Raw genomic sequence first — 24,282 nt, 5'->3', positions numbered from 1 at the left:
GCGGTACGGTCTCCGACGCCGCGAACCCTCGCCGGGCTACGCAAGCGGCGCATTCGCCAAGGCGTGGCGCAGCACGCCGAAGCCCACCCGCTCAGAACGCGTAGACCATGCCCACGCTGCCGAACAGATTCGTGCGGCGTTCGTTCAGCGGGCTGTCGCGCGCGTCACCCAACACGGAGCTCACGCCCAGATTGGTCAGCAGGCTCCAGCGCGCATCGAAGAGGTAGGCCCAGCTGGCAAACACCGATGCCGATTTGAAGCCGGCCGAAGGCGAATACGTCGACAGGCCCTCACGACTGTTGGCCGCCTGCGAGGACGTCACACCAAACCACGTCTGCATATCGTCGCGGCTGCCCCATTGGGTCGCGGCTCCGACGCGAACGCTGTTGCGCTCGGTCTGCAACACGGCATAAGAGGTGCGCAGCTCCAGCGCACCGCCGTAACCGCTGTGTGCGGCCTGGCGGTAGGCTGCGCCCAGGGAGTAGCGGCCCGGAGCCCACTCGACATAGGCGCCGTAGGCCGCGTGAAACTTGATGTCGCCAATGCCGCGCGTGCGATCGGCGTCGCTGGCGTCCCGGCCGAGATTGGCTCCGATGAACACGCCGGCGCTCAGGTCCGGGGCCAGCGTGGTCTTCAAACCCATCGCCGGCAGACCGGCGCGCGGCGTGATGAAGAAATTGCCCGACTCGTAATTGATGAGCGGCAGCGGAACCGTGCGGTACTCGCTCGACCCGTCATACACCGGGACGACACCGACGCCCAGCCCGATGAAGTTCTGGCTTTGCGCTGCGGCTTGCGAGCATGCCGCCACCGCTACGGCTGCCAGCGCGCCTTTCGTAAACATTCCGACGTACATCAGGACTCCTTGCTTGCGTTGCGGCCAGGCTCGTGCCCGCCGTTGCCGGCGATATTATCCGGGTTTGTAGGGATTCGTTTCAGATCGATGGCGGCCATAGTTGGCTGCACGCCACAGTCGATCCGGCCGGGGCCGGCGAACCGGCGCGGGGGGACTACGCCAGCCACGCACCGATGACCGCCAGCACGGCCTCGGGTTGTTCACGGTGCGGCACATGTCCGCACTGGGCGAAGACCTTTTTTTGCCCGCCGGTCTGGCCGGCGATGCGCTCGGCATGGATCAGGGATCCATATTCATCGCTGTCGCCGTGCAGCGCGAGCACCGTGCAGCGGACCTCGGCCAGCGCCGTGTCGAGATTCCACTGCACGAAATCCGGCGACAGCCAGCTATCGACCCAGGCGCTCAGCACCCAGGCGGCTTTGTCGCCGTGATACTTTTTCAATCGGTCCAACTGACCGGGCAGAGCGAAATCCTCGCGCGCCTGCCGGATCCCGGACAGGGTGCGCGACTCGGCAAAGACCTGGGCCGACTCGGTGATCAAGCCCCAGCAATCGTGCGCATACCGGCCAGCAGCCACGATCGCCATGCCGCCGCCCACGCTGTGGCCCATGGCGACAAACGGCCCGATCTCCAGCTGTTCTCGCACGCAGCGCAAGCCCGACTCGGCTTCCTGGCTGACGAAGTCCAGGTCCAGCCGGCCAGGATGCGCATCCGAGCACCCGAAACCGAGGCGGTCATACGCGATCACGTCCCGGCCGGCCGCTTGAGCCAGCCGCGCAGGAAAATCACGCCACAACGCTACACAGCCCAGTGAATCATGCAGCAACACCACCGGCGGCAAGCCAGTCTCGCCAGCATGCCAGCGGCGGGCGAACAGACGGCCGTGATCCGTCTCGATGAAATGATCCTGCGTCGTCAACATAGTGCCCGCCAGACAAGAGAGAACACGATAGTAGCGTCCCCGCCGGGCTCGCGCTTGCCCGGGCATGCCAGCGCGGCCGCCGTCAGCCGGCCCGCAGAAGCGGCAGCAGGTCACGGCCCTGCCGCCCGATCTCGTTCAGATAAGGCGTATCGGAGAGCACGAACTGCGTGATGCCCAGATCCTGGTACTTCCGCAGCGCTGCGGCCACATCGCGGGCGGAACCCACCAGCCAGGTCGTCGCCGCCCCGCCGCCGCCGTGGCGGCCGGGTGCGGTGTAGAGGATGTCATCGAGCACCTCGCCGCGCTGCTGCAGGTCGAACAAGCGCGGCTGGCCCACAGCCACGGCGCGGCGATGATCCTGCCAGGCCCCGTTTTGCGCGTTCGCCATCGCAGCCACCCGTGCCTGGGCGTCGGCCCATGCCTGCTCCGTCGTCTCACGAACGACGGTGGTGATGCGCAAGCCGAACTCCAGCGGCGCGTGCACACGACCCAGCCGTGCCGACAGTGTTTTGAGCCGATGGATGCGCTCGGCCAGATCGGCCAGCGGCTCGCCCCAGAACAACTGCACGTCCGCCTCCGCGGCAGCCACCCGCTCGGCCGCTGCCGAGGCGCCACCGAAGTACAACTTGGGATGACGCCGCGCCCCCCGCGTCACCACCTGCGGCTGCAGCCGTGCCTGCCTGGCCTGAAAAAAGTCCCCGTCGTAGGTGACCGCCTCCTCTGTCCATAACCGGCGCGTCAGTTGCATGAACTCCCGCGTGCGCGCATAGCGTTCGTCCTGCCCGCCCTCGTGATCACCGTAAGCCTGCAGGTCATCCTTGCCCGAAACGATGTTCACCCGCACGCGGCCGCCGCTCAGGTGATCCAGCGTGGCCGCGGCGGCGGCAAACTGCACGGCACGCCAGTAACCCGGCCGCACGGCGATCAAGGGCTCGAAGCGGGTCGTGCGTGCGGCCAGCGCGGTAGCCACCGTGAAGGTATCGGGGCGTCCCCATCCGGCTCCGAGCAAGGCTCCGGTCCAGCCATGCGTTTCCAGGGCCAGCGCCTGGCGGGTGAGCGTGTCCAGGCTGTTGTGATCGTCGGCCGCGGTGTCGCCGCGATGACCGGCCTCGGTGTGATTGGGGATGTACCAGAGATATTCGGATGTCGTCATGCGAAATGCCGGCCAGGAGAAAACGCCAGCTTACCGCAAGGCGGCGCGTGGGTCGAAGACCGATCTCTTGGACACTAATAGCTCGCAGCAATAACCGCCCACGCGCGCGCTACCCGCGCGGATACAACTATGCATATAACCAAAATGAATGAAATTGTTAGGACAACTTCCTTAAAATTATTAAGACATAAGCTAAGCCCATAACGGGCACAGGACCACTGAATCATGTTGCGTAAGCTGTTTGCCACCGCTTTGCTGGCCGCCGGTCTGGGCAGCGCCGCTCAGGCCGCCCAACCCGCACTGGAAATCGGCTACCTGCCCATTCTTCCCGATGCCCAGCTCTTTGTCGCACTGGAAAGCGGCTCATTGGCCGCCGATGGCGTCACTCAGCCCAAGCTCGTGCAGTTCCAAAGCGGCCCGGCATTGACCCAGGCCTTGATCGCCGGACAGCTCGACGCTGCCTATGTGGGCATCGGCCCGGCCCTGGTGGCGCGCGCCAAGGGTGCCGACATCAAGGTGGTCGCCTCCAATATCGTCGAACAGGTGGGCGTCCTGGCCCTGGGCCCGCTGGCGCCGTATTTCGCCTCGGGCGACCCGTCTACCGCCTTTGCCCGCTTTGCCAAGGAAAAAGGCCGCAAGGCCGTCATTGCCAGCTATCCCAAAGGCGCGGTGCCCGAAGCCGCCCTCCAATATTGGCTGCGCAACGTCCTGAAAGCCGATCTGGCGGACATCGATTTCGTCTATCAGGGCGAAGCGCAGATCCAGCAATCGCTGATGACCGGTGCCATCGACGGTGCGGCCGTGCTCGAACCCACCACCACCTCGGTCCTGCGCCGCCAGCCCGACGCACGTGTGGTCGCTCGCGGCTCGCAGCTCTTTCCCAAGCAGCCCGGCGCCGTTCTTCTCGTGCGCGAAACGCTGATCAAGAACCACCCCGAGATCGTCCAGGCGCTCGTGCGTTCGCAGATTGCCGCCACGGCCATGCTGCGCGACGATCCCGCCAAGGCGGCCGGCTATGTGCAGAAATTCGTCGGCGGCGGTCGCCTGCCGCTGGACCTCGTCGAAGCAGCCATCCGCAACTCGCGAGACCAATTCGAAGCCGACCCCCGCGCCATCGAAGCGGCCACCGCGCAATTGCAGGACTTCCAGGCCCAGTTGGGCACGCAAGCCGAGCGCGTGGACATCGGCCAACTCTTTGATACTCGCTTCTACGTCAACGCCAAATGGACACCAGCGTAATCGCTCTGGCGCCGTCACTACCGCGCCGGCGGCTCTGGCCCCGGCGCATGTTCTATGGCGCGCGGGGAGTGCTGATCTTTCTGGCCATCTGGAAAGCCGCCCAGGTCTGGGAGTGGGCGCCGCGCGGCACGCTGCCCGACCCCTTCGCCCTACCGGGCGCGCTGATGCGCGAGTGGCGTGACGGCCGGCTGCTGCCGGCGGTGGGCTCCAGCCTGGTGCATTACTTCTGGGGCCTGGCGCTGGGCACCCTGTTCGGCTTCGGCGTCGGCCTGGCCGCCGCCACGACGCAGCGCTTCGACATGCTGCAAGCCTGGCTGGCACGCGTACTGCGCCCCATCCCGCCGCTGGCCTGGGTGGTGTTTGCCATTGCCTGGTTCAAGGTCAGCCACGCCGGCGCGGCCTTTGTCATCGCCATCGGCGTGTTCTGGGTCAACTACTTCGCCACCTATGCCGCGGTGCGCAACGTCGATCCGCGCCTGTACGAACTGGCGCGGGCTTTCGGACATGGCAGCTACCTGGCACGCGCCTGGAGCATCACGCTGCCGGCCATCTCGCCGGGCGCGCTGGCCGGTGTACGCGCCGGCATCGGCCAGGCCTGGATGACACTGATCGCGGCGGAATTGCTGGGCGTGCCCGGCATGGGCCAGGAGATGAACGCCGCCGCGGGCGTAGGCGCCTACGACGCGGTCGTCGTCTATATGCTGACCATCTCGCTGGTGTATACGCTGTGCGATTTCGCCTACGGCCAACTGGAAAAACGGGTACTGCAATGGCGGCCGTAATGCGTTTCGAGAACTTCAGCTACACCCATCCCGGCGCGACCGCGCCGGTGATCCGCGGCCTGACGCTGGACATCCAGGCCGGCAGCTTCGTGGCCATCGTCGGCGGCTCGGGCGTGGGTAAGTCCACCTTGCTGCGCGCCGCCGCCGGCCTGACCGAACCGGGTGGAGGCAGCGTGCGCTTCGAGGCTCGCCCCAAGCCCGGCTGCCGCGCCCGTGCGGTGGTGTTCCAGGACAGCCGGCTCCTGCCCTGGCGCCGAGTCGGCGCCAATGTGGCCTATGGGCTGGAGGGATTGGGTCTATCCGGCGAAGAGAAACGCCGCCGCGCGCGGCAGGCTCTGGCGCTGACCGGCATGGAGGGCCTGGACGACCGCTGGCCGCACCAACTCTCCGGCGGACAAGCCCAACGCGTGGGCATCGCCCGCGCAATCGCGCGCTGCCGGACTTTGCCCAGAACGTGGCGCAAATCTCCCATATCCTCGAACATGCCTGACCTCCTGCGCGTGCTCATTCACGCCCCCACCGCCGACGCCCTGCGCCGCGCTCGCAACAACGCCGCCAACCTGCTCAAGGCCGACCCACACGCCGCAGTCGAGATCGTGGTCAACGCCGCCGGCGTCGCGGCCGCGCTGGCCGACCCGCACGCCACCGATGCCCGTCTGCGCGTCTGCGCCAACACCTTGCTGGCCACGGGCACGCAGGCGCCACCCAATCTGACGATCGTGCCCGCCGCGATACTCTACCTGGCGCAGAAACAAGCCGAAGGCTGGGCCTATATCCGCGCCTGACGGCCACGTGCGGGGCTGCCCGCGGCCCGGCGCGAGGCCGCGCTGCTATACTTTTTTCACGCAACACCCTGACCCCACCCCCGCGTGAATCCCGCCCCGCTGCAAGGCCAGCTCTCCTTCCTGCGAGAGATAGACCAACTCAAGCGCGTCCTGCGCCAGACGACGCTCATCGATGCGTCGCGCCGCGAAAACAGCGCCGAGCATTCCTGGCATCTGGCGCTGTACGCGCTCACGCTGGCGGAGCACGCCGCCGCGCCCGTCGATGTGCTGCGCGTAGTCAAGATGCTGTTGATCCACGACATCGTCGAGATCGATGCCGGCGACACCCCCTTTCATGACGCAACGGCGCAAGCCGGCCAGGCCGAGCGTGAGCAAGCTGCCGCGCTGCGTATCTTTGCATTGTTGCCGCCCGATCAGGGCGAAGCCCTCTACGCGCTGTGGCAGGAGTTCGAAGCCGGCAGCAGCGACGACGCGCGCTTTGCCAAAGCGCTCGACAGACTGCAACCCCTGCTGCACAACACCGCCACCGATGGCGGCACGTGGAATGCGGCGCACCTGAACGAGGCCCAGGTCGTGGCGCGCTACGGCCCCGTCATCGAGCGCGGCGCGCCAGCGCTATGGGCCGAAGCCGCCAGGCAGGTCCGCGCGCACTTTCACTCCTCCTCTTTCCTGAAGGATGCCGGCCGCATGCTGCGTATCGAAAACCTGAGCAAACGCTACGCCGACCACCTCGTCTTCGAAGGGCTGACGCACGATTTTGGCCCGGGCTGCGTGGCCTTGTGCGAACAGGACAGCACCGGCAAAAGCACGCTGCTGAACATCATCGCCGGCGTCATGACGCCCGATACGGGCACGGTCTGGATCGGCGGGCACGATCTTGCGGGCGAGCCGCAAGCGGCCCGCCCGCGCCTGGCCTACGTCCCCGACGATTGACTGCTGTTTCCTGAGCAGACCGGGCTGGGCCTGCTCAGGCAGGCCGCCGCCGATAAGCAGGTCGCGCTTGATGACAGCGTCATGGACCTGGCCATGCGGCTGGGCCTCGAGCCGCATCTGGAAAAGCGCTTCGAGCAGATGTCGACCGGCACGCGGCGCAAGGTCTTTGTGGCCGCAGCGGCCATCGGCAACCCGGCCGTCGTCGTGGCGGACGGCCCGAGCCAGGGCCTGGACGCCCAGGCCCGCGACGTGCTGGCCGAGACGTTCCGTCTATGAGCGCGCGACCGGGTGGTGCTGTTTGCCAGCCATGACCCGGATCTGGTGCAGGCCTGCGGCGCCCGCACCGTCGATGTGGCCGCGCTGCGCGCGTCCTGAGCGCTTTACTGCGGCTCTATCTTGGCGTCGACCGCGCGCTGCGTCCAGATTTCGCGCTGCTTTTGAGCGAAAGCTTTGTGCTCGCCGACCGTATTTGGCGAGACCTGCATGCCCAGCGACTCGAAGCGCTGCACCACGTCTGGCTCGCGCAGGATCGTGGGCACCTTGGGGAAATCCTTGGCGCGTTCGTGCCCGGTGAAGGCCAGCCCGCGCAGCTTGCCGCTTTGCATGAAGGACGTCACGACCGACAGGTCCGCGAACAGATAATCGACATGGCCGCCCAGCAGATCCGTCACGGCCGGCGGCTGGCTCTTGTAGGGCACGGCATTGGCCGCCGCGCCGGCCACGGTATTGAACGTCGCGCCCGCGATCTGGCTGGTGGGCGAGCCATAGGCGTAATTCAGCGGCTTGCTCTGCGTGGCCTTGACCAGGGACTGCAGCGAGTCATAGGGTGCGTCCTCGCGCACCACCAGCATCATGGGAATGGTCGCGATGCGGATGACGTGGACGAAATCACCCGTGGGGTCGAACGGCAGTTTGCGAAACAGGGCTGGGGTGGCCGAGTGCGTCGAGCTGCTGGTCAGGATGAGCGTGTAGCCGTCGGGCTGCGCGCGTGCGGCGAAGGCCGCGCCGATGGTGCCGGACGCCCCGGGCTTGTTCTCGATGACGATGGGCACGTTCAGGCGCGGGCCAAGCTTTTCAGCGATGATGCGCGCGCTCGTGTCCGTCGCACTGCCCGGCGAAAACGGCACCACGATGGTGATCGGTTTGTCAGGATAGCCGGCCGGCGGCATGTCGGCGGCCAGCGCGCTCGCCAGCGTCAGACCGCTCATGGCCACAACACTGGCGGCGCGGCTCAGGAAGGTGCGCTTCATCATTTTTTTGTCTCCTGCGGACCGCTCAGGCCCGTTTGCGTGGAAACGTATGATGCGCGTCCATCGTTTATCCCAACAAGGGACTAATTTTCATAGACTTATTCCGGTTACGGATCAATCTTCCCTGGCCTCGCGCTGGCGCAGCGCCTGCTCGGTATCGTGCAGAAACGCCGACGCCGCCATCGACAGGCGGGCGTTGTGGCGCTGGATCAGCCACAGCTCGTGGCCATGGCGGCGCGCGCCATCGATGTCCAGCACCCTCAGGCCTAGTTCGCGGGCAAGGCCGCGCGCATAGCCCGGCACCACGGTGATGCCCAGCCCCGCGCCGACCAGCTTCAACACCGACGTCAACATACCGGCTTCGATACGGTAGTCGAAATCCAGCCGAAGGTCCGCCGCGACCCGATCGAGGCTGCGCCGCACGCTGTAGACGTTGCGCAGCATGATGAGCTCTTGCGCGGCCACTTCAGCCCACGTGACGGCCTCCTGGCCCGCCAATGGATGATGCGTCGCACACACCGCAAACATGGTGTCGCGGTAGATCACCCGCGTGCTGAGCTCCTGCGCCGGGGTCTCCAGCGACACGATGCCGAAATCGGCACGACCGTTGCGTACATGCTCTATCGTGTCGTCGGTGGAGAGCTCGAAGAGATCGAGCGCCACGCTGGGATGCGCGCGATGATAATCGACCACGACGTCGCCCAGCAGGCCCACCATCATGAGCGGCGAGGTCGCCACCCCTACCCGTCCGCGCTCCAGGCTGCGCAGCCCGGACATGCTGCGTTCGGCCGCACGCACGGTACCCAGAATTTCCTGCGCATACGCATAGAAATCCGCAGCGCCATCGCACGGCGTGATGCTGCGCGTGGAGCGTTCGAACAGCGGCTGGCCGACCTCGGCCTCGAGCTCGGCGCACAGTTTGCTGACGGCCGATTGCGTCACGAAGGCGGCGCGGGCGGCCGCGGTGAAACTGCGCAATTCATACAGCGCACAGAAGACGCGCAGTTGCTTGAGTGTGATGTTCATGGTCGCGGTCGCCGGCCTGGACCGCCGGGCAGTGAACTACAGAATATCGCGATCGGCATCCTGGCGCGGTGCCAGGCGTCGCAACCCGCCAGGCGTGCGCGAAAACCGTACGGGGACCGCCGTGGTCACCAGGCGGCCTTCTGTCGGGTGCTCCACCTGCTCAAAGAAGCCCGTCGCGCGCAAGTGGGGGTCATCGAACAGCGCCTCGGGCGAATTGACGCGCGAATGCGGGATGTCGGCGTTGGCCAGCAACGCCAGCCACTGCGCCGTGTCGCGGCTGGCCACGATATCTGCCAGGTCCTGGTAGAGCGCATCAAAATGCCTGGCGCGTGTGGCGGCATCCGTATAACGCGGATCGGCCGCCAGATCCGGTCGCTGCGCCAACGCGAAGAAACGCCCCCATTGCGCATCGGTATAAGGCAGCAGCGCCAGATACCCATCGCGCGTGCGGTAAGGCCGGCGCTGCGGCGACAGCACGCGGCTGTAGCCCATGGGGCCACGCGCCGGCACAAAGGTGTGCCCGCTCATGTGTTCGACCAGGGTGAAGGACACCATGGTCTCGAACATGGGCACCTCGATGGCCTGGCCCTGCCCCGAGCGCTCGCGCTCATACAAGGCCATGGGGATGGCATAAGCCAGTGTCAGCCCAGCCACCTTGTCGGCCATGATGGTGTTCACATAGGCGGGCGCGCCGCTATTGCGACCCTGCAGATCCGCCATGCCGTTCATGGCCTGGATGATGTCATCGAAAGCGGGATGCGAAGCATAGGGGCCGTCCTGACCAAAGCCCACCGCCGAACAGTGAATCAGCCGGGGATGACGCGCACACTGCGTGGCCGCATCCAGGCCCAGACGGGCCAGCGCCGCCGTGCGCACATTGGAGACGAACACGTCCGCCTCGGCGATCAGGGCGAAGAGCCGATCACGATCAGCCGGCTGCTTGGCATCCAGCGTCACGCTGGCCTTGTTGCGATTGAGGTTGAGATACGCCGGCCCCATGCCGGCATGGGCGGCCGGAGCCGACGTCCGGAAGACATCGCCCTCAGGCGCTTCAACCTTGATGACCTCGGCCCCCATGTCACCCAGAATTTGCGTGGCATACGGGCCCATGGCCACCGACGTCATATCCACGACCCGAACGCCCTGCAGCGGCCCTGCCATCACCGGCTCTCCTTGTGCTGTCTGCGTGCGACAAAGGGCGCCATGTAACGGCGCGGCTCGTCCGTGGTGAAGGCCTCGCCGAACGCCGCAACGCTGCGGTCCAGCCCCGCCTGGACGGTCGATGTGCTCCAGTAGCGCAAAAGCGCTTTCTGCGAGCGCACGGCACGCGGGCCGCTGGCGGCAATGGGCGCGACCGTCTTCTCGACCAGGGCATCCAACTCGTCCCGCTCGCTGACGAACTCAACGTAACCCCATTGCAATGCCTGACCGGCGTCGATCGTCTCTCCGGTCAGCAGCAGCCAATCGGCGTGGATGACGGATGGGATGCCTACCCGGACCTCGGGCATGCCAAACACCGCATCCTCGCTGGCCAGACGGATGTCGCAGGCCGCGGCCAGCTCCATCCCCGCGCCCAGGCAAAACCCGGCAATACGCGCGATCGTGGGCACCGGAATGTCGGCCACGGCATCGCAGAGATCGCGCAGTCGGGTGATGAATTCGCGCGCGCCTTGCGGGTCGAGATCGGCCATTTCGTAAATATTGGCCCCGCCGACCAGCGCCCGCTCGCCGCTGCCGCGAAGGATGGCCCCCCGCGCATCCGGTTGCGCCGCCACCCAGCGCGCCGCTTCGGTGAGGCTGAGCGTCACGGCCGAGGCGAGGATATTCAGGCTCTTGGCGTCGTGGATGCACAGCGTGTAGACACCGCGCTCGTCGCGGCTGACGATGGCATGGGCAAAGACGGGAATGGTGGCAGGCGCGCTCATGAACAGACTCCAACTGTGATCATGCCGCCGATGCTAAGGGGCGGCGTTGATCACAACAAGCGAGTATTTTTCATGAAATAAGTCCCAACGAGAATAAATCATGACCTCGTGCGGATCCCGCCCCGCGCGGGCGGGATCCGCACACGGCAATGCCCTTACCAGCGGTGCTGATAAATCAGTTTGAGCACGGCCCCGGAAGCAGGCAGACGGCTGGTGTTGGTATTGCTGCGCATCAACTGGCTGTAGAGCGGGTAGTAGTCGCGGTTAAAGACGTTTTCCACGCCCAGCGTCAAGGTGTCCTTGGCCGTGAACTGATAACGCGCCATCAGGTCCACCGTGAAGTAACTGCTGACATCGCGCCGGCCGAAGCTCGCCACGCCATCGAGACGATAGTCGCGCGAGGCCTGGAAGTTGCCCTGCACCCGCGCCGACCAGCGTTCATTTGGCCGGTACTGCAGGTAGGCGCTGAGCTTCAACGGCGGAATGCGATATCCCGTCATGTCGCGCCAGGAGCCGTTGTCGGGCAGCTCGCGTCCCTGCATCCAGGTCAGCGTGCCGCCGGTGCCCCAACGCTCGTCGTCGGTGGAGGTATCCACGGTGGCCTCCACGCCGTAGATGCGCTCTTTGGTGCGCGTGAGGATGAGGCCGTTGTTGAAGCTTTGCACGTCACCGAGCTTGGAGGTCGTGTAGAAGACGGCCAGCGATGTCGAGGTGCGGCCGAAGGTGCCCCGCCAGCCCACCTCATAGTTGTTGATCTTTACCGGCTCGAGATCGGAAGACGCAATATCGAAGCCCGGGCGCGCGTTGCGCATCTGCACGCCGATGTCCGGCAACTGAAAGCCCTGGCTGAAGGTCGTGTAGAACTCGTGGTCCGGCACAGGCGCATAGGTCAGCCCGATGTTCGACAGCAGCGCATCGTAATTGACCGAACCGCCGGTGACGGTGGCCGGATTGGCGACCCGCAACTGCGACAGCGGCACGAAGTCACCGAAGCTGGCCTGCGCATACTCGTAACGCAGACCCCCGTGAGCGGACCACTGTTCATTGAAACGATGCTCGAGCTGACCGAAGATGCCCGTGCTGCGCGTGGTCAGGGAAGGCATATACGTCAAGCGCCCGGTCTTGCGAAAAACTCTGCCCCCGCTGGCGTCGAAGGCGGCCGCATCGAAGATATCGATGGGCATGTCGCTGCGTTCCTGATTGAAGTCAGCGCCCCACAGCAACCGCGTGTGCTCGGCCAGCGGCGTGTCCAGCGTCAGGCGGCTGCCCCACACCTTGGAGTTTTGCATGACCTGATCGACATGGTTGCCGCGCGTGACGACGGCACGCGCATCAAAGGGCGTAAAGCGCGTGTAGAAATCGCGGTAATACACCTGCGCCGACAACTTGCTGCCCCAGACGTTCAGGTGCTCGTACTCCAGGTTGAGCATGGTGTTGCGAATCTGATTCTGATCCACCAGCTCGAGGCCGCCCAGCGGCAAGGCGTGCGCGGTGCCAGGGGGCAGGCTCGCGACCCGTGGGTCGGAACCATAATCGGAATCCTGATCCGCGTTGTAATAACTGGCCGATAGCTGCACGCGTTGCCGATCATCGATGCGCAGCCCCAACTTGCCGCCCAGGCTGTAGATGTTCGAGTCGAACAGATCGCCCTGGCTCGGCTCCGAGGCAATGCGTCGGCCGCGCGCATCATAGGACGCGCCGTTGTGGCGCGCGCCCAGATCCAGCGAGTAGTCCAGCATGCCCTGGCTGCCGGCGAAGTACTGCTGCAACTGGCCGCCCAGCCCGTCGGCCCGCAGCCGGCTAAGGGGCGAGATGGCCGTCACGGTCGTCTCGGCTACCGGCTCGCCGCCCGCCGGCCGTGTCGTGATCGACACGATCCCCCCGGTGGCGCCGGCGCCGTAGATCGAGCTGCTGCCGCGCATGACCTCGATACGCTCGATGGTCGCAGGATCGACATTGACGAGATTGCGCGCCGAATCGCGATTGGTATTGAGCGGGATCCCATCGACCAGCACCAGCATGCCGCGCCCGCGCAGGGTCTGGCCATAGTCGGTGATCGTTCGGCTGGAGTCCGCCATCCCAGACACTTGTTTGGACAACAAGGTCGCCAGACTGTCCGAACCAGTACGCAGTTCCTGCAAGGCCTCGCGCTCGAGCACGATGGTTTGCTGCGTGGCAAACAGGCCGCTCGTACGCGAAGCGCTGATCTCGATGGGCGATAGGTCGATCGCAGCGGCCGCCGCCGGCGCCGGCTCCAGGATGTAGGCATCGCCATCCTCGCGCAAGCGCAACGGTTTGCCCGCGAGCAAGGCGTCAAGCGCCTGGCGCGCCGACATGCGCCCGGCCACCGCCGGCGCCTGCATGCCGCGCACCAGGTCAGACGAAAAGAAGATCTGCAGACCCTGGCTTTGCGCCAGTGTCCGGATCGCCTGGTCCAACGGCTGGGCCGGCAACGCCACGTTGATGTCATCGGCCCAGGCTGCAGCGCTTGCCATCCAGAGCATGACACCTGCGGTGGCCAGCCGCACTCGCGGGCGGTTCTTTTTTGTGTGATTCACGTCGGCTTCTCCCTGACTCTGACCGGGCATGTTCCCGGCAATGGCGAAGAAGACGCAGCGGCGCCCAAAAACCTGAACGACCTGAACAAGTATTTTGTAACAGCCTTGCTTTAGCGTGCCACGACCTCGACGCCGCCACCGGGCAACGTGCGCAGCTCGACCGGCAAGATACGCGGCAAGGCGCACAGGAAGGCGTCCGTATCGTCGGTGCGGAACACACTGCTCAGCCGCATGGATGCCAGCCGCGCATCGGCGGCCGGCACGATCGGCTGCTCGCGGTAGCGCGACACCTCACGCAGCGCGGCCCCAAGATCGGTATCGGTAAAGATGATTTGCCCCGAGCGCCAGGCCAGGGTGGTATCCAGAGCCGCGGGTTCGATCGCTCCGACCCGGCCTTGCGGATCGACGCGGATCGCCTGTCCCGGTCCCAGCGCGATACCGTGCGCATCGCGCGTGCCGGCTACATTCACCGAACCGGATTCGACGGCCACCCGCAGCGCCTCGCCGTCGCGGCGCACCACAAAGCGGGTTCCGGTCACAGTGGCCGTGCCCGCCCCGGCATCGACCGAGAACGATCGGCTGGCATCCTTGACCACGGAGAAAAGGGCTTCTCCGGCCAGGAGATCGACCCGTCGGCTGCTCGCGTCGACGGTCACGCGCAGATGGCTGCGGCTGTTAAGCAGGGCAAGCGAGCCATCGGGCAACCGGACCTCCCGGCGCTCGCCGGCGGCCGTGCGGTAGTCGACGACGTCCGCGCCCGGCAACACCCCCCAGACGACGGCTCCCAGGCCCAGAGCCAGCGCACAGGCGCCGGCCGTCAGCACTGCCCGGCGGGCGGAAACAGGGCGGCGAGCGGGCGGCTCGGCCAGCGCTCGCAGGCGGTCGGCTGGCACCTGAGTGGCCGCCTGCCAGATGGCGTGCAGCGCCTGGAATTCATAAGCGTGGCGCGGATCTTCGCGCAGCCAGGCATCGAGCTCGGCGCGGCACGCGGCGTCGAGTCCGTCGCGGCTGCGCGCAAACCAGCGCGCGGCCTGCTCGCGTACCGGATCAGCCTTGCGGTCAGTTGGGCGCATAAGCCCCCAAGCGCTGGCGCAGATGCAAGGCGGTGCGGATCATGTATTTCTCGACCATGTTTTTCGACAGACCCATGCGCTCGGCGATCTCGGCCTGGGTGAGGCCCTCCAGACGCTGCCAGATAAAAACCTGGCAGCATTTGAGCGGTAGTTCCGCCAGCGCGACTTCCAGCGCCTGGCCCAGTTGTTGGGCACGGGCCTGGGCCACGGGATCGCCCAGCGTGCCGGGCTCGCCGGCTATGGTATCAAGCGGAAGCCACTGGCGCTCGCCTTCACGGCGAAAGTTGTCGATCGCGGCGTTGCGCGCGGCCTGATGCAGATAGGCGCGCGGCTGCTCGATCTTGGAACTGTCGGCCTCGAGGCATTTGACGAAGGCGTCGTGCGCAAGATCCCGCGCCGCGTCGCGGCAGCCCAGCTTGCGGGTCCAGACCGCAAGCAGCTCTTCGTAAAAGACAAGGAAACCGAAAGGACGCATGGCACATGATCGATAAGGCCACACATGATAATAGTTTCAATTATCAATTACAAAACGGCCGGCCCACCATCCGGCCGGCCGGCGCGGGTTCAATCCACCTCGGCTCCGGAACGGCGCACCACTTCGCCCCATTTTCCGACTTCAGCGGCGACAAAATCGGCCGTCGCCTTGGGCGAAGACGGCATGGCCTGAGCCCCTCGATCCGTGAAGAACTTGCTCATCTCCGGGCTGGTGAGCACCTGTCCGATGTGCTTGCTCAGGCTGCCGGTGATGTCGTCGGGAGTGCCGGCCGGCGCCAGTACGGCGGCCCAGCCGATGGCCTCGAATCCTGGATAGCTCTCGGCCACCGTGGGCACATCCGGCAATTGCGCCAGGCGCTTGCTCGTCGTGACGGCCAGCGGCACGGCCTTGCCCGATTGGATATGCGGCAAGGCCGCGGTGACCGAATCCACCATGAGGGGAACCTGCGCCCCCAGGAAATCGGCCTGCGCCGGGCCGCTGCCCTTGTACGGGATGTGGCGGACATCGACGTTCGCGGCTGCCTTGAACATTTCCGCGGCCAGATGCTGCGTGCCACCAATGCCGGCACTGGCGTAGACCAGGTCGCCGGGTTGGGCGCGCGCGCGCTCGACCAGCGCCGCAATGCTGGTGATGCCTGAAGCCGGCGTGGCCAGGAAAACCAGCGGCACGGAGAACACGCCCGACACGGGAGCGAAGTCCTGGGTCAAGCTGAAATTGATGTTCTTGTACAGGGTCTGATTGACGGCCGCCGCGCTCCCGGCGATCACCAGCGTATAGCCGTCGGGCTTGGCGCGAGCGGCTTCGGCCATGCCGATGTTGCTGCCCGCGCCCGCGCGGTTTTCGACCACGATCGTCTGCTTGAGGTCGGTGCCCAATTTCTCGGCCAACGCGCGCGCGAAGATGTCGGTGGCCTGCCCGGGCGGGAAAGGCACGATCAGGCGGATGGGGCGGTCGGGATAAGCGGCGTGAGCGGCCGAGGCCAGCGCGACGCTGGTGCACAGGCCGGCAAGAATACGTTTCATGATGAGCTCGCAAAGAGGAATCGTCGCGGGCGCAGCCCGCACTGTCTCGGTACGCCTTTTGAGCCACCGTCGGGCGCCGACTCGTGTGGCGACTGCCATCCGGCCCCTGTCGGGCCAGGCCTTCATGATAAAGGCAAATACGGGCCGGCACCTCGCGCCGCCGTCTGCCAGCCGCGGACGCGACGCTGCGCCAGACCGCTTTCTCTACGGGGTATTTGCTCATAAGCACAAGAAAAGAACGAATCCTTCGTTGGGCTGCACGACGCACTGTCTTAGAGTTTTTCGTCAGCAGTGATACCGACGTTTTTCTTTTCTGGAGCCCGCCATGAACGACCGTCTCAGCCGCGTCCAAGCCTCGCGATCCGCCGCCGTCAAAGCCACGCTGGACTACCCGGTGATCGACACCGATGTCCACGTCAACGACTACGCGCCCATTCTGGAAGACTACGTGCAGCACTATGGCGGCGCCAAACTGGTGGACGCACTGCGCCGTGCGCTGGGCGCGCGCTTTGCGACAAAATCGCAAGGCCGAGACTGGTATGCGCAAACGGCCGAAGAGCGTCAGTACAACCGCACGCCGCGCGCGCCATGGTGGGCACGCGTCACGCGCAATACCCTGGATCTGGCGACCTACACGCTTCCCGAACTGCTCTACGAGCGCCTGGCGGAACAGGGCTCGGATTACTCCGTCCTGTTTCCCAATGATGTGCTGGCGCCCTTGGCCGCGCGTGACGATACGCGTCAGGCACTGCACCGCGCCATAAATCACTTTCACGCCGACCAGTACCGCAAGTACGCCGATCGCCTCACGCCGGTGGCGGGCATTCCGATGAGCACCCCGCAAGAGGCCATCGAGGAGCTGGAGTTCGCGGTCAAGACCCTGGGCCTGAAGGTCATCAATATCCCGGGTGGCGTCAAACGCCCCATCAAGGCCATTGCCGACAAATATCCCGCCAGCGATTACCCCGAGATTGCCAAACACGCCCACTACACCGACTTCTACGGCATCGACAGCGAGTATGACTACGACCCGTTCTGGGCCAAGGTCGTCGAGCTGGGTGTGCCGGTGACCACGCACTACGGCAGCCAGGGGTGGACGGGACGCCAGTCCATCAGCAACTACATGTTCAACCACATCGGGCATTTCGCCGATGGCTCGCAGGCCTTTGCCAAGGCGCTGTTCTTCGGCGGCGTCACGCGTCGTTTTCCCGGCCTGCGCGTCGGCCTGCTCGAAGGCGGCGCGGACTGGGGCTCGCATGTGTATACGCACCTGGTCGACCGCTGGGAAAAACGCAATCGGGTCGCCGTGCAGAACTACAACCCGGCCCATGCCGACCTGGCGCTGCTGAAAAACCTGTTCGAGCGCTACGGGGCCGATTTCATCAAGGGCCGCGACATCGATCCGGCCCAACTGCTGCGCGACAGCCTGGGTATCTCCGCACTGCCCCACAGCCGCGATCCCAACCCCGACGAACTCGACGACTTCGCACTGGCAGGCATTGAAAGCGTCGAGGACATCCGTGCGCGCTGGGTCGACAGTTTCTATTTTGGCTCAGAGGCCGACGATCGTACCGTGGCCGCCGCGTTCAACGACCGCGTCAATCCGCTGGGTACAAAAATCAACGCCATCTGGTCATCGGACGTCGGCCACTGGGATGTGCCGGATCTGACCGAACCGTTGGCAGAGAGCTGGGACCTGGTCGAACAAGGCGTCATCAGCGCCGCCGACTTCAAGGCCTTTGTCTTTGGCAACCCCTACCGCTTCTACACCGAAGCCAACCCCGCGTTCTTCGTGGGCACCGAAGTCGAACGCAAGCTCGCCTCGCAAGCAAAAGCCGCCTGATCCCTGGAGTCCATGCATGAATACGCTGTCCAAAACGGTGGCCCGCGCCGCCCTGCTCATTCTTCTTACCACGACCGCCGCCGCACAGGCTGCCGAGGTGGTCCGCATCGGCGTGGCCACGGCCGGCGGCGGAGATCCCATCACCTGGGGCGGCTCGCCCGGCGGCGTGGTTCGCGCCACCCAAGCACTGGAAGAAGCCTTCAAGGACGACGGCGTGAAGGTGGAGTGGCTGTTCTTCAAGGGCGCCGGCCCTGCTGTCAACGAAGCCTTGTCCAACAAGCAGATCGACTTTGCCTATCAAGGTGACCTGCCGCAGGTCGTGGGCCGGGCCAATGGTCTGAAGACCAAGTTGCTGCTGGTCAGCGGCGCGCGCAACAACCTGTACGTCGTCGCGCCGCCGGCCTCGACGCTCTCGCGCATCGAAGACCTGAAAGACCACAAGGTGTCGATCTTCCGCGGCACCAACGGTCATCTGGTCGCCATCAATGTACTGGCCGCGCACGGTCTGGCCGAACGCGATATCAAGAGCGTGAATCTGGACACCGGCAGCGCCCAGGCCGCGCTCGTTTCCAACGGCGTGGACGCCGCATTCGGCGGCTATGAGTGGTTCAAGGTCCGCGACAAAGGCCTGGCCAAGGTGATCTATTCCACGCAGGGCCAGGATCCCGCCTTCACGCGCCAGGCCTCGCTGCTGGTGCGCGAAGACTTCGAGCGCGAGAACCCGGCCCAGGTGCAGAAGGTGGTCGACGTCTTCGTACAGGCCGCCAAATGGGCCTCGGACGAGAAAAACCGCGATGCCTTGTTCAAGATCTGGGAGAAAAGCGGCGTTCCCTATGCCTCCTGGGCCGCCGAGTTCGACAAGCAAGACCTGGCGGTGCGCAACTCGCCGCTGGTCGATGACTTCATCATTGCCCGCTACAAAGCCGTGGCCGCCGACGCGCTGAAGGAAAAACTCATCTGCCGCCCGGTCGCCATCGATGGATGGTTCGACACCCGTTATATCGATCAGGCGCTCAAGACGCAGGGATTGACCGGCCACTGGACGCCGTTTGATGCCAGCGGCCTACCCGCCAGCCAGGCTCCCCAGGCCAGCACGCGCTGACGCCATCCATCAAGGAGTCATCATGAGCACGCTGAGCCTGCCCCGTTTACCGGCACTTGCCTTGGATGGCCGAGGCCTGGCCTGGCAATTGGCCCCTTGGCTGCTGCCTCTGTTGCTTTACCTGTTGTGGCATACCGGCGCCGCGCAAGGCTGGATCTCCTCCCAGGTGCTGCCGCCTCCCGCCTATGTGTGGGAGACGCTGCGCGAACTGGCCACCAGTGGCGACCTCTGGCTGCACCTAGGCGCGAGCATGGCACGTGTCCTGGTCGGCTTTGCCACCGGCGCCTTGCTGGGCCTGGTCCTGGGCGTGGCCATGGGCCTGTGGCGTCCGTTGCAGGCCTACCTGCTGCCCCTGTTCAACGCGCTGGTGCAGATTCCGGTGCTGGCCTGGCTGCCCTTCGTGCTCTTGCTGGTGGGCATCGGCGAGACACTCAAGTACATCCTCATCGCCAAGGCCGCCCTGGTGCCGGTCACGCTGGGCACGCTGCAAGGCTTCCGCCTGGCCAGCCCGGCACTGCGCGAAGTCGCCCGCGTCTATGGCTACAGCCGGCGCCAGGAGGTGCTGGAGGTCGTGCTGCCGCTGGCCACGCCCACGATTTTTACCGGACTGCGCCTGGGCTTTACCAAAGCCTGGTTGTCGCTGGTGGTGGTCGAACTGGTCGCCTCGAGCGAAGGCCTTGGTTACCTGATCGTCTACGGCCGGCAGTTGTTCCAGCTCGATCTGGTCATGGCCGCTGTCATCATCGTCGGCGCAGTGGGCTACGCCATCGACCGTCTGCTCGACTGGAGCGAGACGCTTCTGATCGGAGCGCATCGTGCCGGCAATCCGCAGGGAGAACGGCCATGATCGCGCAACCGATCACCGCAGTCGACGAAAACCAGCGGCGCTGGCGAGGTGCCGTGCTGCCGGCGGCCCTCATCCTGCTTTGGTGGGCGGCCTCTCAGGCCGGGGTCGTCAACTCGGCGCTGCTGGTCTCGCCCGCCAAGGTGCTGGAAACGGCCGCCGACCAGATATTCACCGGCAAGCTCTGGCGCGCCTTGGGAGCCAGCCTCGCGCGGGAACTGACCGGCTTTGTCATCGGCACCACCAGCGGGCTGGTGCTGGGCGCGCTGCTGGGTGTGTCGCGCGTGTTCAACCGGCTGGTCGGGCCGAGCTTCAATACGTTCAAGCAGATCTCGCTCTTTGCCTGGATTCCGCTGATTTCGGTGTGGTTCGGGCTGGGCGACATCGCCAAGGTCGTGTTTCTGTCGCTGGCCGCGCTGGTGCCCGTTGTGGTCAATACCTGCGACGGCATACGCAGCACGCCCCCGGCCTTGCTGGAAGTCGCGCGCGTCTACGGCTACACGCGGCGCCAGACCTTTCTGTATGTCGTGCTGCCGGCTGCCACGCCCGCGATCTTCACGGGCATCTATCTGGCGCTTATCTATTCCTGGCTGGCCACCATAGGCGCCGAATACCTGCTGGTGGCCGGCGTGGGAATCGGCAATCTGCTCATCGAGGGCAGCGAACACTTTCAGATGGATCTGGTCATTTTCGGCATGTTCGTCGTCGGCCTGGTCGGCTGGTTGTTGAACGCGCTGGCCCGCTCCATTGAACGCCGTCTCGCCTTTCTGCGTGGCGCGGCGCAATAACGACAGGATGCATCCGCATGACACACTCTACTTCCACGTTGGACCTGGATCTGCAGACGGTGAGCAAGCGCTACGCCAGCCATCAGGCCGAAGGCGGCGCGCTTCAGGTGCTCGACGGCATCGACCTGCATATCCCTTCGGGCGAGTTTCTCTCTATCGTGGGGACCAGCGGCTGCGGGAAATCCACCCTCTTGCGGCTGATCCTCGGTCTGGACAGCCACTACGAAGGACAGATCGCGCTAGGCGGGGCTCCCGTGCAGGGCACCGGCCCGGAGCGCGGGATCGTCTTTCAGGATCACCGGCTCTTCCCATGGCTGACCGTCGCACAGAACATCGCAGTCGGCCTGCGCAACGCCAGCATCAGCGAGGCCGACAAGCGCGACCGGGTAGCCGAACACGTCGCGCTGGTTGGCCTGGAGGGTTTTGAGCGCTCCTATCCACATCAGATCTCCGGCGGCATGGCCCAGCGCGTGGCGATCGCGCGCGGCCTGGTCAATCGGCCGCGCGTGCTGCTGCTCGACGAACCCTTCGGCGCGCTGGACGCGTTGACGCGAGCGCGCCTGCAAACCGAACTTCAGCGGATCTGGCAAAAAGAGCGCATCACCATGATTCTGGTCACGCACGACGTGGAAGAAGCCGTCTTCCTCGGCGACCGTGTCGTCGTGATGCAGCCACGGCCCGGGCGTATCCGGTGCATCGTCCCCGTGCCGCTGGCGCATCCCCGCAACCGCAGCGACCCCCGGTTCATTCAGATTCGCGACGACGTGCTGTCCGACTTTCTGGGCCCCGTAGCCACGCAAACACCGCTGCCCGAGCGTGCCCCGGCTCACCCCTCTCTCGCCTCCCTGCGCATGGCCTGGTAACAGGTCTGGAGATTCTCATGACGACAAGACAGATCAAACTCGGTGCCTTCCTGATGCAGACAGGGCACCATATCGCCGCCTGGCGCCACCCCGGCGCCCAAGCCGACGCCAGCATCAATATCCGCCACTATGTCGAACTCGCCAAGCGCGCGGAGGCGGCCTGCTTTGACGCCCTCTTTCTGGCAGACTCGGTGGGTGTGCGCAACAGCGAACTGGACTCTCTGGCTCGCACCGCGCGCAGCGATCAGTTCGAACCCCTGACGCTACTGTCGGCGCTGGCCATGGTGACAGAGCGAATCGGGCTGATTGCCACCGTCTCGACCACCTACAACGAGCCTTACCATGTCGCCCGCAAGTTCGCCTCGCTCGACCATATCAGTGGCGGACGTTCCGGCTGGAACCTGGTGACATCCAGCGGTCTGGGCGAAGCCCAGAACTTCAATCTCGACGAGCATCTCGAGCACGCCATCCGATACGCGCGTGCCGCAGAGTTCCACGATGTCGTGCTGGGCCTGTGGAACAGCTGGGAAGACGACGCCTTCGTGCGCGACACGGCCAGCGGGCAGTACTTCGCCCCGGAAAAAGTACACCCGCTCAATCATCGCGGCGAACACTTCCGGATGCGTGGCCCCCTGAACGTCGCACGCTCGCCCCAGGGCCGGCCGATCGTCGTCCAGGCGGGCGCGTCAGCGGCTGGCCGCGACCTCGCGGCGCGCACGGCCGAAGTCATTTTCGTGGCGCATCAGACCTTCGACGAAGCCCAGTCTTTCTATCGCGACATCAAACAACGGGCCGGTGTCTACGGACGGCATCCGGACGAGATCAAGATCATGCCCGGCATCTTTCCGGTCATCGGCAGGACACAACAAGAGGCCGAAGAAAAATTCGCCCAACTGCAAGAGCTGATCCACCCGGTGGTCGGCGTGCGGCTACTGTCCAACATGATAGGCGCGGACCTCAGCGGCTATCCGGTCGACGGTCCCCTTCCCGACCTGCCGCAGACCAACGGCGGCAAAAGCCGCCAACAATTGCTGGTGGATCTTGCGCGGCGAGACGGGCTGAGCATTCGCGACCTGTATCTGCGTATCGCCGGCGCGCGCGGCCACCAGCAGATCGTGGGCACGCCCGAACGGGTGGCAGACCAGTTGCAGCAATGGTTCGAGGAGGAAGGCGCCGACGGCTTCAACATCATGTCGCCCTGGCTGCCTGGCGGGCTGGATGACTTCATTGAGCTGGCGTTGCCCGAATTGCGCCGCCGCGGCCTGGTACGCACTCACTATCAGGGTCGCACCCTGCGCGACCATCTCGGCCTGCGACGGCCGGCGCATCCGGCAGCCGTCGCGCGCCAGGCGCGCGCGGCAGCCTGAGCGCGATCACAGCTTGGCGACCGAGACCTCGGTTGCCTTGACGAAGGCCAGCACCTCGGTGCCCACCTGCAGGTCCAGTTCCTTGATCGACCGCGTCGTGATCACCGAGGTCACGATGCCGGCCGGCGTCTCGACATCCACTTCGGATACCACCGAGCCCAGGACAATCTCCTTGATTTTGCCGCGAAACTGATTGCGCGCATTGATGATGGGAAGCGTCATGAATACTCTCCTGCATGAGTCGCCCGGTACACCCCGGGGAAAGGCTGGCCGGCGGGCACCGCGCCCGCAGCAGCGCATAGCCCAAGACGATCGGCTCTGCCTGCAAACGCACGATTGCGACTAAGGATATAAGCGCCCGGCCTCACACGCCGTAACGGCTTACCGCGCGCTCATCCCACTGCAGACCGACGCCTGGCGCCTGGCCGATGATGGCCTGGCCTTCCTCGAAACGCAGCGGCTGCTGCAGAACCGGAGCCGCCAGGTCCATGCGTTCGAGATAATGGGCGCCGGGCGTCACGGCCAGCACATGCGCGCTGAATTCCTGGAAAATATGGCTGGACATGGGTACCCCATGCGCGTGCGCCAGCGCCGCGGCCCGCAGCCAGGCCGTCACCCCGCCTATTTTCATGATGTCGGGCATGGCGTAATCGCATGCACCGGCCGTCAGCGCCTTCTGCATTTCTTCCACCCCGAACCAGTTCTCCCCCATCTGCACCGGCACCGCGCCGCGCAGGCGCGCATGGCCGAGGTAATCCTCCTGCAGAGTCGGCTCTTCGATCCAGCATAGCCCTTCGTCACGCAAGGCGCGCAGCCGCCGCGCGGCTTCGGGCACCGTCAGCCCCTGGTTGTAGTCGGCCATGATGGCGACCTCATCGCCCACCGCGTGGCGCAAGGCCCGCAACACGCGCAGATCCTCTTGCAGCGAGGGATAGCCGATCTTGGTCTTGATCGCGCGAAACCCCTGCTCGCAGGCCTGCGCCGCCCGCCGCACGCCCATGGCCTCGCCATCCATGGCATGACTGTCATACGCCGGCTGCTGGGCGGCACTCGCCGCCCAGCAGCCGCGCCAGCGGCAGGCCGTGGGCCACCGCCAGCGCATCCCAGGCTGCCATGTCCAGCCCCGCGCAGGCCATTCCCATCAGGCCGGTCCGGCCCAGCAGACGCAACCGGCAGGACAACAGGCGATCCAGCTCGACGGGCGCCAGGGGTTGCCCCTGAAGCACTCCGGCCAGTTGCCTGACCGCCAGGCAGGTCGGCGCCAGCGCCAGCGGCGTATACGTGAACAGATAGGCGCGCCCGACCACCTCCGGGCGGCTGGTGTACAGGTCGATCAACACCAGCGGGGCGGCATCGACCACACCGACACTGGTACGGATGGGATGCTCGAGCGGCACCTGTACGGCGCGCGCCTGAACCGATGTGATGACCAGATCTGAACCGGCGTCTTGCATG

The 24,282-nt window shown here is 65.6% G+C and carries 23 protein-coding genes and 2 pseudogenes; 11 read left to right on the top strand and 14 right to left on the bottom strand.

Annotated elements, in window-relative coordinates:
• Positions 1–91: 91 nt before the first annotated feature.
• The 3 genes from LK440_RS00985 to LK440_RS00975 all read right to left on the bottom strand — a co-directional run bounded on the left by LK440_RS00985 (position 92) and on the right by LK440_RS00975 (position 2,931).
• Positions 92–856 carry a MipA/OmpV family protein gene (locus LK440_RS00985; protein WP_005016325.1) on the bottom strand — a complete coding sequence of 255 codons (765 nt, stop codon included), beginning with the start codon at positions 854–856 and terminating at the stop codon, positions 92–94.
• Positions 857–1,010: 154 nt separating this feature from the next.
• Positions 1,011–1,778, bottom strand: a complete 768-nt coding sequence (locus LK440_RS00980) for an alpha/beta fold hydrolase (RefSeq protein ID WP_005016326.1) — start codon at positions 1,776–1,778, stop codon at positions 1,011–1,013.
• Positions 1,779–1,860: 82 nt separating this feature from the next.
• Positions 1,861–2,931, bottom strand: a complete 1,071-nt coding sequence (locus LK440_RS00975; protein ID WP_005016327.1) for an LLM class flavin-dependent oxidoreductase — start codon at positions 2,929–2,931, stop codon at positions 1,861–1,863.
• Between the two features lie 225 nt (positions 2,932–3,156).
• On the opposite strand from LK440_RS00975, the gene LK440_RS00970 reads away from it, so the two are divergent.
• From LK440_RS00970 to LK440_RS00950, 5 genes and pseudogenes are all read left to right on the top strand, one after another.
• The gene (locus LK440_RS00970) at positions 3,157–4,170 is read left to right on the top strand and encodes an ABC transporter substrate-binding protein (RefSeq protein WP_005016329.1); all 1,014 of its coding nucleotides are present in this window, start codon (positions 3,157–3,159) and stop codon (positions 4,168–4,170) included.
• Positions 4,171–4,217: 47 nt separating this feature from the next.
• The gene (locus LK440_RS00965) at positions 4,218–4,952 is read left to right on the top strand and encodes an ABC transporter permease (RefSeq protein WP_005016331.1); all 735 of its coding nucleotides are present in this window, start codon (positions 4,218–4,220) and stop codon (positions 4,950–4,952) included.
• The gene (locus tag LK440_RS00960) at positions 4,940–5,737 is read left to right on the top strand and encodes an ATP-binding cassette domain-containing protein (protein WP_005016335.1); all 798 of its coding nucleotides are present in this window, start codon (positions 4,940–4,942) and stop codon (positions 5,735–5,737) included. Before LK440_RS00965 ends, LK440_RS00960 begins: the two co-directional genes overlap by 13 nt.
• Positions 5,738–5,821: 84 nt before the next feature.
• A pseudogene (locus LK440_RS00955) lies at positions 5,822–6,298 on the top strand (HD domain-containing protein); the annotation flags it as partial.
• A 126-nt stretch (positions 6,299–6,424) separates the two neighbouring features.
• Positions 6,425–7,045: pseudogene (locus LK440_RS00950) on the top strand (ABC transporter ATP-binding protein).
• Between the two features lie 5 nt (positions 7,046–7,050).
• On the opposite strand, the gene LK440_RS00945 reads toward LK440_RS00950, so the two are convergent.
• From LK440_RS00945 to LK440_RS00910, 8 genes are all read right to left on the bottom strand, one after another.
• The gene (locus LK440_RS00945; protein ID WP_025341247.1) at positions 7,051–7,920 is read right to left on the bottom strand and encodes a Bug family tripartite tricarboxylate transporter substrate binding protein; all 870 of its coding nucleotides are present in this window, start codon (positions 7,918–7,920) and stop codon (positions 7,051–7,053) included.
• Positions 7,921–8,034: 114 nt separating this feature from the next.
• Positions 8,035–8,946 carry a LysR family transcriptional regulator gene (locus LK440_RS00940; RefSeq protein ID WP_005016347.1) on the bottom strand — a complete coding sequence of 304 codons (912 nt, stop codon included), beginning with the start codon at positions 8,944–8,946 and terminating at the stop codon, positions 8,035–8,037.
• 36 nt (positions 8,947–8,982) lie between these two features.
• Positions 8,983–10,107: a CaiB/BaiF CoA transferase family protein gene (locus tag LK440_RS00935; RefSeq protein ID WP_005016348.1), complete on the bottom strand. Its 1,125-nt coding sequence runs from the start codon at positions 10,105–10,107 to the stop codon at positions 8,983–8,985.
• Positions 10,107–10,871 (bottom strand): enoyl-CoA hydratase, encoded by a 765-nt coding sequence (locus tag LK440_RS00930; RefSeq protein ID WP_005016351.1) that lies wholly within the window; start codon positions 10,869–10,871, stop codon positions 10,107–10,109. Before LK440_RS00930 ends, LK440_RS00935 begins: the two co-directional genes overlap by 1 nt.
• A gap of 155 nt (positions 10,872–11,026) precedes the next feature.
• The gene (locus LK440_RS00925) at positions 11,027–13,375 is read right to left on the bottom strand and encodes a TonB-dependent siderophore receptor (RefSeq protein ID WP_406564581.1); all 2,349 of its coding nucleotides are present in this window, start codon (positions 13,373–13,375) and stop codon (positions 11,027–11,029) included.
• 164 nt (positions 13,376–13,539) lie between these two features.
• Entirely contained in the window at positions 13,540–14,502 is a 963-nt protein-coding gene (locus LK440_RS00920) for a FecR family protein (protein WP_005016364.1), read from the bottom strand.
• On the bottom strand, positions 14,489–14,977 hold the full coding sequence (locus tag LK440_RS00915) for a sigma-70 family RNA polymerase sigma factor (RefSeq protein WP_005016366.1): 489 nt from the start codon (positions 14,975–14,977) through the stop codon (positions 14,489–14,491). The genes LK440_RS00920 and LK440_RS00915 overlap by 14 nt, the downstream gene beginning before the upstream one ends.
• An 89-nt stretch (positions 14,978–15,066) precedes the next feature.
• Positions 15,067–16,020 (bottom strand): Bug family tripartite tricarboxylate transporter substrate binding protein, encoded by a 954-nt coding sequence (locus LK440_RS00910; protein WP_005016368.1) that lies wholly within the window; start codon positions 16,018–16,020, stop codon positions 15,067–15,069.
• A gap of 325 nt (positions 16,021–16,345) precedes the next feature.
• Here LK440_RS00910 and LK440_RS00905 point away from each other — a divergent pair, with 325 nt between their 5' ends.
• The 6 genes from LK440_RS00905 to LK440_RS00880 are packed head-to-tail and all read left to right on the top strand — an operon-like array spanning position 16,346 to position 22,827.
• Positions 16,346–17,863: an amidohydrolase family protein gene (locus LK440_RS00905; protein ID WP_005016370.1), complete on the top strand. Its 1,518-nt coding sequence runs from the start codon at positions 16,346–16,348 to the stop codon at positions 17,861–17,863.
• A 16-nt stretch (positions 17,864–17,879) separates the two neighbouring features.
• The gene (locus LK440_RS00900; protein WP_005016372.1) at positions 17,880–18,965 is read left to right on the top strand and encodes an ABC transporter substrate-binding protein; all 1,086 of its coding nucleotides are present in this window, start codon (positions 17,880–17,882) and stop codon (positions 18,963–18,965) included.
• A gap of 22 nt (positions 18,966–18,987) precedes the next feature.
• Complete coding sequence (locus LK440_RS00895; RefSeq protein WP_005016373.1) at positions 18,988–19,812, top strand: ABC transporter permease; 825 nt, start codon at positions 18,988–18,990, stop codon at positions 19,810–19,812.
• A complete protein-coding gene (locus LK440_RS00890) occupies positions 19,809–20,597 on the top strand; it encodes an ABC transporter permease (protein WP_005016377.1) in 789 nt (262 codons plus the stop codon). The genes LK440_RS00895 and LK440_RS00890 overlap by 4 nt, the downstream gene beginning before the upstream one ends.
• Positions 20,598–20,614: 17 nt before the next feature.
• Entirely contained in the window at positions 20,615–21,460 is an 846-nt protein-coding gene (locus LK440_RS00885) for an ABC transporter ATP-binding protein (RefSeq protein WP_005016380.1), read from the top strand.
• 17 nt (positions 21,461–21,477) lie between these two features.
• Positions 21,478–22,827 carry an LLM class flavin-dependent oxidoreductase gene (locus LK440_RS00880; RefSeq protein ID WP_005016383.1) on the top strand — a complete coding sequence of 450 codons (1,350 nt, stop codon included), beginning with the start codon at positions 21,478–21,480 and terminating at the stop codon, positions 22,825–22,827.
• A 6-nt stretch (positions 22,828–22,833) separates the two neighbouring features.
• Here LK440_RS00880 and LK440_RS00875 read toward each other — a convergent pair whose 3' ends face one another.
• The 3 genes from LK440_RS00875 to LK440_RS00865 all read right to left on the bottom strand — a co-directional run bounded on the left by LK440_RS00875 (position 22,834) and on the right by LK440_RS00865 (position 24,281).
• A complete protein-coding gene (locus LK440_RS00875; RefSeq protein ID WP_005016386.1) occupies positions 22,834–23,049 on the bottom strand; it encodes a TOBE domain-containing protein in 216 nt (71 codons plus the stop codon).
• Positions 23,050–23,191: 142 nt separating this feature from the next.
• Positions 23,192–23,842, bottom strand: coding sequence for an enolase C-terminal domain-like protein (locus LK440_RS00870; protein WP_227944753.1), 651 nt, complete (start codon positions 23,840–23,842; stop codon positions 23,192–23,194).
• 10 nt (positions 23,843–23,852) lie between these two features.
• Positions 23,853–24,281, bottom strand: coding sequence for an enolase-like domain-containing protein (locus tag LK440_RS00865; RefSeq protein WP_227944752.1), 429 nt, complete (start codon positions 24,279–24,281; stop codon positions 23,853–23,855).
• Position 24,282 lies beyond the last annotated feature (1 nt).

The organism is Bordetella holmesii, from assembly GCF_020735985.1.
In the GTDB taxonomy this organism is placed as follows: domain Bacteria; phylum Pseudomonadota; class Gammaproteobacteria; order Burkholderiales; family Burkholderiaceae_B; genus Bordetella; species Bordetella holmesii.
The sequence above is the reverse complement of the archived record's forward strand: the minus strand, read 5'-3'. Positions and strand labels throughout refer to the sequence as shown.

Bases quoted from the DNA above. Each gene is read 5' to 3' on its own strand.
- LK440_RS00880 (WP_005016383.1), top strand. From the start codon at position 21,478: ATGACGACAAGACAGATCAAACTCGGTGCCTTCCTGATGCAGACAGGG.
- LK440_RS00875 (WP_005016386.1), bottom strand. From the start codon at position 23,049: ATGACGCTTCCCATCATCAATGCGCGCAATCAGTTTCGCGGCAAAATC.
- LK440_RS00870 (WP_227944753.1), bottom strand. From the start codon at position 23,842: ATGGATGGCGAGGCCATGGGCGTGCGGCGGGCGGCGCAGGCCTGCGAG.
- LK440_RS00965 (WP_005016331.1), top strand. From the start codon at position 4,218: ATGTTCTATGGCGCGCGGGGAGTGCTGATCTTTCTGGCCATCTGGAAA.
- LK440_RS00890 (WP_005016377.1), top strand. From the start codon at position 19,809: ATGATCGCGCAACCGATCACCGCAGTCGACGAAAACCAGCGGCGCTGG.
- LK440_RS00905 (WP_005016370.1), top strand. From the start codon at position 16,346: ATGAACGACCGTCTCAGCCGCGTCCAAGCCTCGCGATCCGCCGCCGTC.
- LK440_RS00985 (WP_005016325.1), bottom strand. From the start codon at position 856: ATGTACGTCGGAATGTTTACGAAAGGCGCGCTGGCAGCCGTAGCGGTG.
- LK440_RS00970 (WP_005016329.1), top strand. From the start codon at position 3,157: ATGTTGCGTAAGCTGTTTGCCACCGCTTTGCTGGCCGCCGGTCTGGGC.
- LK440_RS00930 (WP_005016351.1), bottom strand. From the start codon at position 10,871: ATGAGCGCGCCTGCCACCATTCCCGTCTTTGCCCATGCCATCGTCAGC.
- LK440_RS00945 (WP_025341247.1), bottom strand. From the start codon at position 7,920: ATGAAGCGCACCTTCCTGAGCCGCGCCGCCAGTGTTGTGGCCATGAGC.
- LK440_RS00895 (WP_005016373.1), top strand. From the start codon at position 18,988: ATGAGCACGCTGAGCCTGCCCCGTTTACCGGCACTTGCCTTGGATGGC.
- LK440_RS00960 (WP_005016335.1), top strand. From the start codon at position 4,940: ATGGCGGCCGTAATGCGTTTCGAGAACTTCAGCTACACCCATCCCGGC.
- LK440_RS00925 (WP_406564581.1), bottom strand. From the start codon at position 13,375: ATGCTCTGGATGGCAAGCGCTGCAGCCTGGGCCGATGACATCAACGTG.
- LK440_RS00900 (WP_005016372.1), top strand. From the start codon at position 17,880: ATGAATACGCTGTCCAAAACGGTGGCCCGCGCCGCCCTGCTCATTCTT.
- LK440_RS00920 (WP_005016364.1), bottom strand. From the start codon at position 14,502: ATGCGCCCAACTGACCGCAAGGCTGATCCGGTACGCGAGCAGGCCGCG.
- LK440_RS00935 (WP_005016348.1), bottom strand. From the start codon at position 10,107: ATGGCAGGGCCGCTGCAGGGCGTTCGGGTCGTGGATATGACGTCGGTG.
- LK440_RS00910 (WP_005016368.1), bottom strand. From the start codon at position 16,020: ATGAAACGTATTCTTGCCGGCCTGTGCACCAGCGTCGCGCTGGCCTCG.
- LK440_RS00885 (WP_005016380.1), top strand. From the start codon at position 20,615: ATGACACACTCTACTTCCACGTTGGACCTGGATCTGCAGACGGTGAGC.
- LK440_RS00940 (WP_005016347.1), bottom strand. From the start codon at position 8,946: ATGAACATCACACTCAAGCAACTGCGCGTCTTCTGTGCGCTGTATGAA.
- LK440_RS00975 (WP_005016327.1), bottom strand. From the start codon at position 2,931: ATGACGACATCCGAATATCTCTGGTACATCCCCAATCACACCGAGGCC.
- LK440_RS00865 (WP_227944752.1), bottom strand. From the start codon at position 24,281: ATGCAAGACGCCGGTTCAGATCTGGTCATCACATCGGTTCAGGCGCGC.
- LK440_RS00915 (WP_005016366.1), bottom strand. From the start codon at position 14,977: ATGCGTCCTTTCGGTTTCCTTGTCTTTTACGAAGAGCTGCTTGCGGTC.
- LK440_RS00980 (WP_005016326.1), bottom strand. From the start codon at position 1,778: ATGTTGACGACGCAGGATCATTTCATCGAGACGGATCACGGCCGTCTG.